Source organism: Ensifer sp. Root423 (genome assembly GCF_001426275.1).
Taxonomy (GTDB): Bacteria; Pseudomonadota; Alphaproteobacteria; order Rhizobiales; family Rhizobiaceae; genus Ensifer; species Ensifer adhaerens.
Genome location: NZ_LMEG01000001.1, coordinates 83245 through 95280, shown reverse-complemented (window position 1 = coordinate 95280; position 12036 = coordinate 83245). Strand labels below are relative to the sequence as shown.

Here is a 12036-nt window from a genome sequence, read left to right as displayed (position 1 = left end):
ATGATCCTGAAAGACCGGGTCGCGATCGTGACCGGAGCGGGCTCCGGGATCGGTCAGGCGGGTGCGGCCATCATGGCGCGCGAAGGCGCCCATGTCGTCGTCATCGACCGCAGCCTTTCGGCCGCGGCAACCGCCGTCGAGGCAATCGCCGCCAAAGGCGGCAGCGCCGAGGCGCTCACCATCGACGTGACGGATGACTCGGCCCTTTCTGACGGCATCGCCGATATCCTCTATCGCCACGGCCGCATCGACATTCTGCACAACCACGCCGGCGCCCAGGTCGCGGGGGACCTGGAAGAGGTCGAGGTCGCCGGCTTCGACCGCTCCTGGAACCTCAATGTCCGCGCCCATTTCATGGCAGCGCGGCTGGTCATGCCGTCGATGCGCGCCGCCGGCCGCGGCGTCATCCTCAACACCTCCTCATCCTCGGGCGTGCTCTACGACCGCGAGATGATCGCCTACACGACCACCAAACACGCCGTCATCGCCATGACCAAGCAGATGGCCGGCGACTACGCCCGCCACGGCATTCGCGTCAACGCGCTCTGCCCCGGCTGGGTCGACACCCCCTTCAACGAACCGTTCATCGCGCAAATGGGCGGCCGCGGCGCAATCGAATCCTATATCCGCGAAAAGGTGCCGCTCGGCCGCTGGGCCAGCGTCGAGGAGATCGCCGAGTCGATCCTCTTCCTCGTTTCCGACCGCTCCTCCTACATGACCGGCCAGATCCTGGTGGTGGACGGCGGCGAGACGGTGGTGTGATGAACAGAGAGTGCGGTAACATCCCGTCATGGTGAAGTGCCGCGGCGGAAAATCCGACACTGAAGAAGTGAGCGCCGGAAGGCCCACGCCGTGAGGCGGTCCCAATGCTCGCAATCACGAGATGGCAAGGCATGAGCCGGTTCAAGAATGGGCGCAGATGTGCCGCGTGTTGCATCACTTCGGCGTCATGAAGGATTACAGCGCAGCGGAATGCTACCGCATCGCCAAGGAACTGAAAAAGCTGGTCGCTGAAGGCAAGGTGGTGAAGATCAGTCGCGGGCGCTATCGCTTCCTGCCACCAGTCGACGACAGAAATGGTGAGGAATGACGGCGGCAAGTGAGGAGCCCGCTACGCCCCAGGAACAATCCCCCGGCAGGCCCAGGCAACCGCCGCAAAGGACCGCGGCCCATCGGGCTGGCCAGCCTGGTAGGCGGCCCTGACCGCCGCATCGATCTTCGCCCGCTGACCAGAATCCAGCGCACCGATGTATTTGCCGAGCGGTCCTTCGCCCGCCGCGATCGGCTGCCAGAAATCCTCGAACGACTGATAGTCCATGCGGATCATCAGTGACGTCTGCTCGACCCTTTCAAGACCGTGCGCCGCAAAGTTCTGCATCATTTCCCCGGGCCGCATCATCGGCTGGAAACAATAGCGACTGCGCACCTGCTCGGCATTTCCATCCAGCATCGCCGCCACATCGAGCACCATGCGCATGCCCGGCATGCCGCCAAAGTGATCCCAAACAACGGCTGCAACGACGCCGCCCGGCCGGGTGACTCGGCGCATCTCGGCGACCGCCTTTCCCGATTCCGGCACGAAATGCAGCACCAGCAGCGCCATCGCCCGGTCGAAGGATGCATCGGCAAAGGGCAGCGCGCAGGCGTCGGCCTGCTGGACTTTGATCCGCGGATCTGAACTCGCCCGGATCGTCGCTTCGACGAAAACAGGCGAAAAGTCGATTGCAACGATCTCGCTGACATCGGCCGCGCGCGGTAAGGCAAAGGTAAGGCTGCCCGTGCCGCAACCGACATCCAGCACCCGCTCACCGTCGGCAACACCCGCAAAGTCGATGAATGGCGGCGCAAGCCGCCGGCTCCACCGGCCCATCAACTGTTCGTAGCCGGCAGCACTCTGCACATTGAAGCTCGATGTCATGATCGCCTCCGGGCAGTGAGGCGTGCATTGTAACGTGTGGCAGGCGCGACACCAAGACACCGGCTCACCGCTCGAGCGCCGTCAGCAGAAACGGTGGAAGGTACGTCGTCAGATCGCCTGCGTGAGCGGGCGTGATTTTTGAGAATGGCAAAGCAGCAAGGAAGTCAGGAAGGTTGAGGCGTCTGAAGCAAGTTGCTCGGGATTTGTTGCAACAATTCCGCCAATCGTTTCTGCCAATGCGGATTGCGCTGTCTTAGCGGCTCTAGAGCGTCGCCTGACACGTTCTCCAATTCGCTCATCAACGCGCGCGATGATCGAGCCTCTGCAAGACGCCCGGCAGCCGCATAACAGCAGGCCAGCGTTTCTTGGACCGGCCGCCATCCGGGGCGCACCTTTTGGGCCTTCACGGCAGCAGCGAGCGCGTTTGTTCCATCGCCTGCAAACAGGTGGGCGAGCGCCAGAAAATTCAGCCAGACGAAGTTCTGCGGGTCATTGGCGTTCAACATGAGACCGTGTTCAAGCGACGCTATGGCACCGGACGCGTTCCCCCTGAACAGCTCCGCCATCCCCAGGACAAGGTGGCCAAGGGCGAAACTCGGGCTGATCTCGATCGCCCTTTCGGCGGCGAGGACCGCCTGCTCGGGCGCATTCGCGTACGCGCTGCAGATCGCCAGCGCATAGTGTGTGTACGGGTTCTTTTCGTCGAGCCGAACGGCTGCCAAGGCGGCGTCCAAACCCTCTCTGATGTCATCGGAAGGAAGCTCGCTCCATCCATAGGCGACGATGCCTGCGCTCACGCGACCAAGCCAGAGATGCGCTTCGGCAAGCTCGGGATCAAGCCGACACGCCTCCCTGAATAGCTCTCGCGCCATCAAGTGGGTCTGCTGGCCAACCTGGTGAAAATACCAGGTCCCCTGCCGCACGATCTCCCACGCCGACAAATTTCCCGTGTGCCGCGCCGGCGAGGGGAATGATGCCGTCTTCAACAGTTCTGGTTCAATCGCACCTGCAACTCTCTCTGCGATGGCGTCTTGAACTGCGAATGCCTCTTCCATTTCCAGGTCATACCGTTCGGCCCAGACCTGGCTGGCCGAGGTGGTCTCGACCAGTTGCGTGGAGACCCGAAGACGGCCGCCGGAGCGGCGCACGCTTCCTTCGAGCACGTAATCGACATCCAGGTCTCGGCCCACCTGCTTGGCGCTCACCGACTTGTGCTTGTAGACGAAACTTGAATTGCGCCCGATGACCCGAAACCACCGAAATCTCGTAAGCGCGGTGATCACATCTTCGGTGATGCCATCGACAAGATACGACTGTTGCTTGTCACTGCTCAGATTTGCAAACGGTAGGACCACGATCGATGGTCTGCCCGGGTTCGCGGGCGAACCTGGCAGTGCCGGCGACGCATCAGCGGCAACCGGATGCAGGCTATTCACCCGGGCGGCAAAACGATAGCCCGCACGCGGCACGGTGGCGATCCATTCGTTCCCCTCCGGTTGAGGGCCCAGCATCTTGCGCAAGGCAGCGATCTGAACCGAGAGATTGCTCTCCTCGACGACAGCCGCGGGCCAGGCTGCCTCCATCAGCGCGGACTTGCTCACGACCTGCATCGACGCTCGCACCAGCGCGTGCAGCAGCAACAAGCCCTTATGGCCAATTGCGACCCGCCGCCCTTCACGCGTCAGTGCGCCGCGCTCCATGTCGAGGATGAATGTCCCGAACGCGAACAGTTGCGGCTCGACACTATCGGCCACGACGTCTTCGGAAGAATTCGGAACTTTTCGCCCTCCCATTCAGGACTCCAGCCGGTCTTCTTGCGATCCTTTGCGCAGGTCGACCAGACTACCACAGAGGAGACCGAAAAATGACGATTTCAGAAGAACGAACCGACGCGCGTCCAGGCTTCTCGCGGGGCAAGGCCCTCGTATCCAAAGGGGACGCCGGTTACCGGGCTGAACAGGGGCCCGATTACCTGCCCGGCATTAGTGCAGAGTCGGTTGGCTCCACCGCACTGTGGCTCGGTATCGCTACGATACCGCCTGGAAAGCGCACCAAGGCGCATGTGCATGAGCGCCACGAAACTGCCTTCTACATGTTGAGCGGCGAAGAGCTGGAACTATGGAGTGGCGATGAACTCCAGCACCGGGATGTGATGCACCCAGGAGACTATCTGTACATCCCCGCCAACGTGTTGCACGTGGCCGTTAATCGAGCTGACCAACCAGCCGTATTTATCGGGGCGCGCAACGAGCCAACCGCGCAGGAGAGCGTTGTTCTTTATCCTGAAATGGATTCCAGAGTGCCGTAACAGGTGCAAAACTGCTTATGGCAAAGCCGCCGCCAGGTCCTTACACCTTCACAGGTCCTTACACCTTCACATGCCCGATGCCCTTGGCGGCGATCTCCTCAAGGCTCTCGTCATAGCCGGCATCCGCATAGCGGATGACGCCAAGCGAGGTGTCGTTGGTGAGGGCATAGTCGAGGCGCTCGTCGGCCTCGACCGTGCCGTCGGCAACAACGGTCACGCCGCAGCTCGTCATGTAGCCGGCATAACCGCCACCACCGGAATGGACGACCACGAGATCGGCCATGGAGGAGCAGAGCAGCATGGCGTCGAGTAGCGGCCAGTCGGCGATCGCGTCCGAGCCGTCCTTCATCCGCTCGGTCATGATGTTCGGATGCGCCATGGCGCCGGCATCGAGATGGTCGCGGGAAAACGCGATCGGGCCTTTGAGTTCGCCAGATGCCACCAGTTCGTTGACGCGCCGCGCCAGCGCCGTGCGTTCGCCGTGGCCGAGCCAGGCGATGCGGGCCGGCAGGCCCTCGAAGGGAATATGCTGGCGCGCAAGCCTGATCCAGTTGGTGACGATGCGGTTGTGCGGAAACATGTCGAGCAGCAGATCGTCGATCCGGGCGATGTCGCTCTCCTCGCCGGAAAGCGCCATCCAGCGGAAGGGGCCGATGGCGCGGGCAAAGAGCGGACGCAGATAGGCCTCGGTGAAGATCGGGATGTCGAAGGCATTGGCAACGCCGCCCTCGCGCGCCTGGGTGCGGATGAGGTTGCCGTTGTCGAAGACTTCCGCGCCCTTCTGCTGGAAGTCGAGCATCGCCTTGACGTGCTCGACGATCGAGGCGCGGCTCGCCGCCATCAATTGCCCCTGGCCGTCGTCGCGCAGCGATTTCACCTGGTCGAGGCTCATGCCCTTCGGCACATAGCCGTAGACAAGATCATGCGCTGACGTCTGGTCGGTGACGACGTCGGGCACGATGCCACGCCGGGCGATCTCCGGATAGATCTCAGCCGCATTGCCGACGAGGCCGACGGAGAGCGCCCGCTTGTCCTTCACTGCCGCGTCGATCATCGAGAGCGCAGTATCGAGATCGGGCGCGATCTCCTGCAGATAGCCGATCTCCCGGCGCTTCTTCGCCCGCTCCGCGTCGATATCGACACAGAGGATCGCCGCCCCCGCCATCCGGCCGGCAAGCGGCTGGGCGCCGCCCATGCCGCCAAGCCCCGCCGTCAGCACGAAACGCCCGGAGAGATCGCCGCCGAAACGGCGTTCGGCGATGCGCATGAAGATCTCGTAGGTGCCCTGGATCACGCCCTGGCTGCCGATATATTGCCAGGCGCCGGCCGTCAGCCCGCCCCAGCAGATCAACCCTTTTCGCTGCAAATCATAGAACACCTCGGCGTTCGCCCATTGGCCGACAATGTTGCAATTGGCCATGATGACGAGCGGCGCCTTGGCGTGGGTCTTCAAGAGCCCCACCGGCTTGCCGGACTGGATGACGAGCGTCTGGTCCTCGTCCATTTCGATGAGCGTCTTGACGATAGCCCGGTGCGCCGGCCAGTTGCGCGCCGCCTTGCCAAGTGCTGCATAGACGACCAGATTGTCAGGATCCTCGCCGACCGAAAGCACGTTTTCCAGGAGCCGCAGCAGCGCTTCCTGCCGCCAGCCCTTGGCGCGCAGCTCCGGTCCACCGGGGATGGGAAAACCAGGATGACGGGGATTGGCCTTGGGCATCGTCTCGTTCCTCTTTGTCTTGTCGGCGGGGTGGTTGCCCCACGCATTCATGGCGACGGGAGGTCGCTGCCTCTCGTTTATGGCGGGGGCAGATCCCTGCTCCCTTGCATTCGTGGCACGCGCAAGTCGCCGCCTCTCATGCTTGTGGCGACGGGTGGTGACGGCCCGACACGCACTGGCGAGAGCGGCCAATGAGGCTCGCCGCCGAGGCAGCGAGCCTCATTCACTTCGGCGGCAGCGTCTCGACGAACGCGATCGCCCCATCCAGCAACCGCCGGCGCAGCGCATCATCGCCATAGGCATCCGCCCCTGCGCGCACCCAGCCATGCATCGCCCGTCCGTTCATCACCATCAGCTCGATATCCGGCAACGCCAACGCCCAGCCGTCATTGCCCTTGCCGAGGCGCACGAGCAGAGAGCCCTCGCGCGCGCCAAGTAGCAGGTTGCCTTGAAGCAGATAGGCCCAGCCGCCGAACATGGCTTTTTCCGAAAGCCCGGCGCGGTCACCGAGCTCTTCGCGGATTAGTTCCTCTAGCCCTGCATCGCGCGCCATCACCCTGCTCCCGTCAGCTACGGCTGGAAAGCGCGTAGCGGGCGAGCTCGATGCCCATCGCCTTTTCAACCGATGGATAGACCGTCGGGTCGAGCACGCTGGAGGACAGCGGGATCACCGTCTTCGGCACATGCAGCACGAAGATCCTCATGCCCACCTGCAGCTGGCCGACACTCAAAGGCTCGCCCTCCCGCGACAGCGTGGTGATGACGTCGGGGAAGGTCCCAAGCCGCGTGCCTTCCGCAGAGTCAACCGCCATATACTCGTTCATCACGTGCAATACCGTTGAGTCAGCGCCCTTCCCCAGCGTCACCGTGCCGATGTCGAAGGCTTCCTTGGTATATACGACCGATTTGTCAGTGATCGTGCCCTCGGCGAGAATCGCGCCATTGGTCGTCTTGACGATCGCGTCGATCACTGCGCTGCCGCCCTTGGCTTCCGCCGCGATGATCGCCTCGCCGAGCGCCAGCGCCAGCGAGATGCCGCCCAGCGCCGCATTGGCTTTCACATAGGATGCCCTGACCGGATTGCGGCAGGAGGCAATGAAGCCGCCGGACATGTCGGAGGCGGTGCGCAAGACCGGCGAGACCTTGGCCGTGGCGCCGCGCACGACCAGCTCGATATAGCGGTTCTCGTCGCGATTGCCGCCGACCGCCGTCTGGATCATCGGCTCGGGCGAACCGGCAAGGCCGATCGAGCCCATGTCACCGGTCGGGTGCGCGCGGATGTCGCCGACCGCGTCCACCACCTTGGTGCCGAGTATCGCCGACGGCAGCCAGCCGTTCAGCGTCGAGGACTTGCCGTTCTGGCCGATGATGAGCCCCGAGAGCTTCTCGCCGAGCGCCTCCTGCAACAGCTGCACGGCCTTGACGTAATCGACCCCACGCATCTCCCAAGGCGTGGTCGAGGCCGGTGCACCGATCGCGGCGGCCGTAGCCACCCAGTCCTGTGCCTCGAGTTCGTCGATCGAGACGAGCTCGGGTTTGCCGATCGAGACCGCTGCATAGCCGAGCATACGACCATGATCGGCCCAGCCGCCGCCGCCTGCGGCATAGACGGAACCGCCCTTGACCGCTGCCTCGACATCCTTTTCCTTCAGTATCCGGCCCATCTCACACCTTCTCCTGCAATTTCTTGTCGAGTCGCTTCACCGCATCGAAGAGAACGGCCGCGCCGAGCGCGATATCATCGTTTTCGGCCCACTCCTCCGGCGCATGCGAGCGCCCGCCGAGGCAGGGAATGAAGATCATCGCCGAACGGGTGATGCGTCCCATCCAGGCGGTGTCGTGACCGGCGCCGGAGGCCATGCGCCGATGCTTGGCGCCGATCGCATCGCAGCTTTCTTCAAGCGTCGAAAGCAGGAGCGGATCGCCCGGCGTCGGGTGGTTGTCCGAGATCACATTGGCGGGCGGGATCGTCACGCCCGACGCCTCGGCGACACCCTGGCAAAGGGAGCCGAGCGTTGCCAGAAACCGCTCCATTTGCGGCCGCAGCTCGGCACGCGCATCGATCAGCAGCCGGACGCGAGACGGCACCACATTGGCTGCATTCGGCTCGATCGAGAATTCACCGACCGTCGCGGTGAAATGCCCGTCGCCGTGAGAAAATTCCGTCGCCAGCCGCTCGATCTCCAACACCAGATGCGAGGCGGCAACCAGCGCGTCGCGCCGATGCCCCATCGGAGTCGTACCGGCATGGTCCGCCTGGCCCTCGACGATGATCTCGATGCGGGTGATGCCCGAGATGGCGGTGACCACCCCGACATCGAGCCGCCCAGTCTCCAGTATGGGCCCCTGTTCGATGTGCAGTTCGAGGAAGGCCTTGATGTCGGAGCGTTTCGAGCCGGAAAGCCTGGAGGGGTCACCGCCCACTTCGACGATACCCTGCCTGAGGCTCAGATCCCCTTGCGTGCGGCTGAGCCACCCATCGGGCAGCACGCCCGCCATGCCGCGGCTGCCGACGCAGGAAACGCCGAAGATCGACACTTCCTCGGCCAGGAAATCAACGATCTCCAGATCGTGGTCGAGGTCGATGCCGTTGTCAGAAAGCGCGCGCGCCACTTCAAGCGCCGCCGCCACGCCGGCGATGCCATCGAAGCGGCCGCCATCCGGCACCGTGTCGGAATGGGAGCCGAGCAGGATGGTGCCGAGCGCCGACTTTTTCCCCTTGCGCCGGCCGATCAGGTTACCGGCGGCGTCGATGCGGGTTTCAAGCCCGGCCGCGCGAAAACGCCGGTCGAGAAAGGCCCGGCCTTCGAGGAACAGCGGCGTGAAGGCGCGGCGTGTGTAGGGCCGGTCCGGCTCGGTGATACCAGCCAGGCCGTTGACGATGCCGGCAATCCGGCTGGCATTGACGGGCAGATTGGCCGGAACTTTGTGGGCGGTCTTGCTCATCACATTTCCTACATCTCGATGCCGGATGCGGGCGGAAAATCGCACGCACTTTTCCGCATTCCGCTTTACAGAGCCAAAGTGGCGAGTGGCCGGACAAACTGTCCCGCGCCCGGCTCGGCCAAAACCTGGCGACCATCGAACGCAAGCCTGCCCCGCAGATAGGTCGCTGAAACGCGCCAGGGCAGTCGAATGCCATTATAGGGCGACCAGCCGACGACGTTGTGACCGCTCTCGGCCGCATCATAGACATAGGGCTCCGGCGTCATGACGATGATGTCGGCATCCTTTCCAGGTTCCAGCGCACCCTTCTGATGATCAAGACGGAAATGCCTGGCCGGGTTCAGCGTCATCAGCTCGGCTGCGCGCGTCAAGGGAATGCCGCGCTCCAGCGCGCCCTTGACGAAGAGCGGCACCATGACTTCGAGCCCCGGAACGCCAGACGCGTTCGCCAGCATGTCCGGATTGGTCTTGCGATCCTCAGACCAGCTGACGTGATCGGTCGAGACCATCGTCACCGTGCCGTCGGCCACGTGCCGCCAGAGCTTTTCCACCTCGGCGTGCGGCCGGATCGGCGGGTTGATCTTGGCCTTGCCGCCGAGACGGCGAACATCGTTTTCCTCGTCGAGCGTCAGGTAGTGGATGCAGCACTCGATCGTCGCTTTGTAGCCCTGGGCGCGATAGGCGGCGGCAATCTCATAGCCGCGCCCGAGCGAGCAGTGCACCACATGCGCCGGGCAGCCCGTGGCGGCACCCGTCTCGTAGATCTGGTTGGTGGCGAGCAGTTCCGTCAGCGGCGGACGCGACAGCCCATGGGCGCGGTAGTCGGTGATGCCAGCCGCCTTGACCTTGTCGATCGCGGCACGCACCGCCTCGTCATCCTCGTTGTGGACGCCGGCTGAAAGCCCGGTTGGCGCGATCGCCCGGAAGCAGTCTTCGAGAAGGGCTGCCGGAATGCGGGGAAAGCGCTTTGGATCGGTGCCGAAGGTCGAGAACTTGAAGGCGGCGACACCCGCCTCCACCATCTCGCCGATGCGCGCCGGTCCCTCCTCCGGGTCCACGGTGCCATAGAGCGCGAAGTCGACGCGCGCCTGCGGTCCCGCATGGTCGATCTTGCGACGAAGAGCCTCGGCCGAACAGACAAGATTGCCCTCGTCATAGGGCATGTCGACAATAGTGGTCACACCGCCGGCCGCCGCCGAGCGGGTCGACCAGAGGAAATCCTCCTGGTTCTTCTGCGACAGCGAATGCACCTGCGCGTCGACGGCCCCGGGCAGGATCAGCGCGTTGCCGAGATCATGCCGCTCCCGCGCGGCGGGTGCAGCCCCTTGCCCGACATGCACCACCTTGCCGTCGCGCACCGCCACGTGGCCGCCCTCGACGATCCTTTCGGGGAGAACAACGGTGCCTTTCAGAACGAGATCGAAATCGGACATGCTGCTCTCCCAGTCGGATTATTTGTCGAGCGCGAAGAAGTCGTCGAATTCCGGCATCGGCGCCAGAGCGACGAAGGAGCGCAACAGGTCGTGGCAGGTGAACGCATCCTGCAGCGCCTCGATCTCCTTCGAGAGCGGCCGGTCTTTGAGATACATGGGGCTGACCGAACGGGTCTGGTCATAGGCGCGCTTGACGATCCCCTGCGGCTGGTCGCCGACGAGATCGATCGCCTGGGCCGAAAGCATCGCCTCGATCGCGGCGAGCTGGCGCAGATCGCGCACCTGGGTTTCCATGCGCTCGACGATCAGCGGCAGGAAGGTCGCCTCCTCTTCGAGACCGCCGGCAACCACGATCGACTGCGCCGAAAGCGGCACGGCGAGCGACTGCACGCGCATATAGAGTTCGACCGCAAGCTTCATCAGCGGCCCGAGCCCGGTCGCGACTTCCCCCGGCGCCACCAGATTGACCGAGAGATTGCGGCGTCCGCCGTTCGACAGCAGGATGCAGCGGTTCAAAACATTGCGCGCCGCATGGGAAAAGGCGATCTGCGCCGCCTCGATATAGAGCGTCGTCGTCAGCGGCAGCGATGCGCCGGAGGAATGGACCTGGCCGCCGATGACAACAGGGTTGTCGTCGGAGAGATAGGTCTGCTCCACCAGCCGGCCGGCGGCGACCAGCAGCGTATCGACGACCGCGCCGAAGACCTGGGCGGTCATGCGCAGGCTCAAGGGATCGTGGATCGCCGTCGGTAACGGCCAGTCGGAAATGCCGGACTGGCCATAGAGCCAGGAGCCGACCAGCGCCTCGCCGCGGGTCGAGAGCGTCGCGGCCACCCGCCACGGGTCGGCGGAGGCACCGAGCGCCTGAGACGACATGACGCCGGTGACGAGCAACACGCGGATCGCGGCCGCCGCCTCGCGCAGCACGTTTACGGCAGCGGCAAAGGAAATGGCGTTGACGCTGAGAGCCGCCAGTGCATCGCGCGGCTGCATGACGAACGGCTTGAGACCCGCCTCGGCAAGCGCCGTATCGGCCGAAACGAGGCGCCCTTGGTAATAGGCCTCGCCGACACCGGTCAGCACCGAGGCGATCTGGCCCATCAGCCCGATATCGGCGCAGCCCATGGAGCCGTGGCGGCGCACCGCCGGAATGATGTCGTGCTCGCTGAGTGCCAGAAACGCCCGGATCAGGTCCGGGCTGCAGCCGGTGTGGCCCCGCATCGCGGTGTTCACGCGGATGGCGATCGCCATGCGTACGATCGCCGGCGCAAAGAATTCGCCGGTGCCGAAATGGTGGGCTCTGACCAGCGCATTGTTGAATTCGGCGAGATCGTCGGCGGTCCAGAGCCGGTCCTTCATCGAGCCGACGCCGGTGTTGGAGCCGTAGACGGGAAGCCCCATCGCGACACGTTCGGCAACCACCTTGTGGGCGGCGGCCACCCGTTCCATGCCGCCGTCGTCAGCCACCGGTCGCGCCCTTCCCGCCCCGATATCCTCGAGCGTCGCGAAGTCCAGCGGTTTCCCGCAGAGAACGGTGGTTTTGACCTGATACAGCATGCCGATAAATATCCTTCCGCGCCGAGCGCGCTTCGGTTTCGAAACGGTGCGCGGATGCTCTGATGTCTCGCACCCGACGCTCGAAAACGCCGGGGTGCTTCATGCATGCTATGCGCTTATCGCGCATCCATGCTATATCCCAAATCCGGAACGGGTG

11 protein-coding genes are annotated in these 12036 nt (G+C 64.1%); 3 read left to right on the top strand and 8 right to left on the bottom strand.

Translation table 11 applies throughout. The features are described 5' to 3' along the window. Complete coding sequence (locus tag ASD01_RS00490) at positions 1–762, top strand: SDR family NAD(P)-dependent oxidoreductase (RefSeq protein WP_034792159.1); 762 nt, start codon at positions 1–3, stop codon at positions 760–762. Positions 763–919: 157 nt separating this feature from the next. Then, positions 920–1090, top strand: coding sequence for a hypothetical protein (locus tag ASD01_RS00485; protein ID WP_156552976.1), 171 nt, complete (start codon positions 920–922; stop codon positions 1088–1090). A gap of 21 nt (positions 1091–1111) precedes the next feature. Here ASD01_RS00485 and ASD01_RS00480 read toward each other — a convergent pair whose 3' ends face one another. After that, on the bottom strand, positions 1112–1918 hold the full coding sequence (locus ASD01_RS00480; RefSeq protein ID WP_034792154.1) for a class I SAM-dependent methyltransferase: 807 nt from the start codon (positions 1916–1918) through the stop codon (positions 1112–1114). Positions 1919–2082: 164 nt separating this feature from the next. Beyond that, the gene (locus ASD01_RS00475) at positions 2083–3711 is read right to left on the bottom strand and encodes a winged helix-turn-helix domain-containing tetratricopeptide repeat protein (protein ID WP_082572745.1); all 1629 of its coding nucleotides are present in this window, start codon (positions 3709–3711) and stop codon (positions 2083–2085) included. Between the two features lie 71 nt (positions 3712–3782). Here ASD01_RS00475 and ASD01_RS00470 point away from each other — a divergent pair, with 71 nt between their 5' ends. Continuing rightward, complete coding sequence (locus tag ASD01_RS00470; protein ID WP_082572744.1) at positions 3783–4226, top strand: cupin domain-containing protein; 444 nt, start codon at positions 3783–3785, stop codon at positions 4224–4226. A gap of 58 nt (positions 4227–4284) precedes the next feature. Here the strand turns inward: ASD01_RS00470 and ASD01_RS00465 are convergent, their stop codons facing one another. The 6 genes from ASD01_RS00465 to ASD01_RS00440 form a co-directional block, all read right to left on the bottom strand. Next, on the bottom strand, positions 4285–5943 hold the full coding sequence (locus ASD01_RS00465) for a urocanate hydratase (RefSeq protein ID WP_034793553.1): 1659 nt from the start codon (positions 5941–5943) through the stop codon (positions 4285–4287). 223 nt (positions 5944–6166) lie between these two features. Beyond that, on the bottom strand, positions 6167–6496 hold the full coding sequence (locus ASD01_RS00460) for a TfoX/Sxy family protein (protein ID WP_034792152.1): 330 nt from the start codon (positions 6494–6496) through the stop codon (positions 6167–6169). A gap of 13 nt (positions 6497–6509) precedes the next feature. After that, entirely contained in the window at positions 6510–7607 is a 1098-nt protein-coding gene (locus tag ASD01_RS00455) for a DUF917 domain-containing protein (RefSeq protein ID WP_060643513.1), read from the bottom strand. 1 nt (position 7608) lies between these two features. Continuing rightward, positions 7609–8889 (bottom strand): Zn-dependent hydrolase, encoded by a 1281-nt coding sequence (locus ASD01_RS00450; RefSeq protein WP_034792149.1) that lies wholly within the window; start codon positions 8887–8889, stop codon positions 7609–7611. Between the two features lie 65 nt (positions 8890–8954). Beyond that, on the bottom strand, positions 8955–10322 hold the full coding sequence (locus tag ASD01_RS00445; RefSeq protein ID WP_060528746.1) for a dihydroorotase: 1368 nt from the start codon (positions 10320–10322) through the stop codon (positions 8955–8957). A gap of 18 nt (positions 10323–10340) precedes the next feature. After that, positions 10341–11879, bottom strand: a complete 1539-nt coding sequence (locus tag ASD01_RS00440; RefSeq protein ID WP_034792145.1) for an aromatic amino acid ammonia-lyase — start codon at positions 11877–11879, stop codon at positions 10341–10343. Positions 11880–12036: the final 157 nt, after the last annotated feature.

Excerpts from the sequence above, each read along its gene's own strand:
- ASD01_RS00445 (WP_060528746.1), bottom strand. The coding sequence starts at position 10,322 with ATGTCCGATTTCGATCTCGTTCTGAAAGGCACCGTTGTTCTCCCCGAA.
- ASD01_RS00480 (WP_034792154.1), bottom strand. The coding sequence starts at position 1,918 with ATGACATCGAGCTTCAATGTGCAGAGTGCTGCCGGCTACGAACAGTTG.
- ASD01_RS00490 (WP_034792159.1), top strand. The coding sequence starts at position 1 with ATGATCCTGAAAGACCGGGTCGCGATCGTGACCGGAGCGGGCTCCGGG.
- ASD01_RS00440 (WP_034792145.1), bottom strand. The coding sequence starts at position 11,879 with ATGCTGTATCAGGTCAAAACCACCGTTCTCTGCGGGAAACCGCTGGAC.
- ASD01_RS00455 (WP_060643513.1), bottom strand. The coding sequence starts at position 7,607 with ATGGGCCGGATACTGAAGGAAAAGGATGTCGAGGCAGCGGTCAAGGGC.
- ASD01_RS00475 (WP_082572745.1), bottom strand. The coding sequence starts at position 3,711 with ATGGGAGGGCGAAAAGTTCCGAATTCTTCCGAAGACGTCGTGGCCGAT.
- ASD01_RS00450 (WP_034792149.1), bottom strand. The coding sequence starts at position 8,889 with ATGAGCAAGACCGCCCACAAAGTTCCGGCCAATCTGCCCGTCAATGCC.
- ASD01_RS00470 (WP_082572744.1), top strand. The coding sequence starts at position 3,783 with ATGACGATTTCAGAAGAACGAACCGACGCGCGTCCAGGCTTCTCGCGG.
- ASD01_RS00465 (WP_034793553.1), bottom strand. The coding sequence starts at position 5,943 with ATGCCCAAGGCCAATCCCCGTCATCCTGGTTTTCCCATCCCCGGTGGA.
- ASD01_RS00485 (WP_156552976.1), top strand. The coding sequence starts at position 920 with ATGTGCCGCGTGTTGCATCACTTCGGCGTCATGAAGGATTACAGCGCA.
- ASD01_RS00460 (WP_034792152.1), bottom strand. The coding sequence starts at position 6,496 with ATGGCGCGCGATGCAGGGCTAGAGGAACTAATCCGCGAAGAGCTCGGT.